The 365-nt window shown below is 36.2% G+C and carries 2 protein-coding genes; both read right to left on the minus strand.

The window, feature by feature from the left end; all coding sequences use genetic code 11:
• Window positions 1–133, minus strand: a 133-nt coding sequence (locus AC1M9L_RS14830) for a CoA-transferase (protein WP_481589643.1), incomplete at its 3' end; no start/stop codon positions are given.
• A gap of 142 nt (window positions 134–275) precedes the next feature.
• On the minus strand, window positions 276–365 hold a 90-nt coding region (locus tag AC1M9L_RS14835; RefSeq protein WP_481592540.1), incomplete at its 5' end, for a hypothetical protein.

Consider the following 365-nt stretch of genomic DNA (forward strand, 5'->3'; position numbering starts at 1 on the left):
TACCGAGTTCAATTAAGCCATCGATGAGTTCAGCAGGCTGACCTGCAGTACCAAACCCACCAATCATAATGGTTGAACCGTCTTTAATTTGGGAGAGGGCTTCGGTTAAAGTCTTTTGAGATTTATCAATCATAGCGTTTTATAGATAAAGCTATCTATATCCTTTTCGGTCTTGCAAAAATTTAAACAAATCAAAATGATTAGATTTGGATTGGTCTAAATTCTTTAGTTGAATAAGATAAAGGATGGATGCGAAATCCATCCCTTTATTATTTTTAAGCTGATGCGCGGCGACGTTCAACTTCAGTAGAAGGCGCACCTTCAACGTCTTTTACTAATTCAATGTCAAATTGAATATGTTTGAA

This window comes from Acinetobacter sp. ANC_7511 (genome assembly GCF_056779975.1).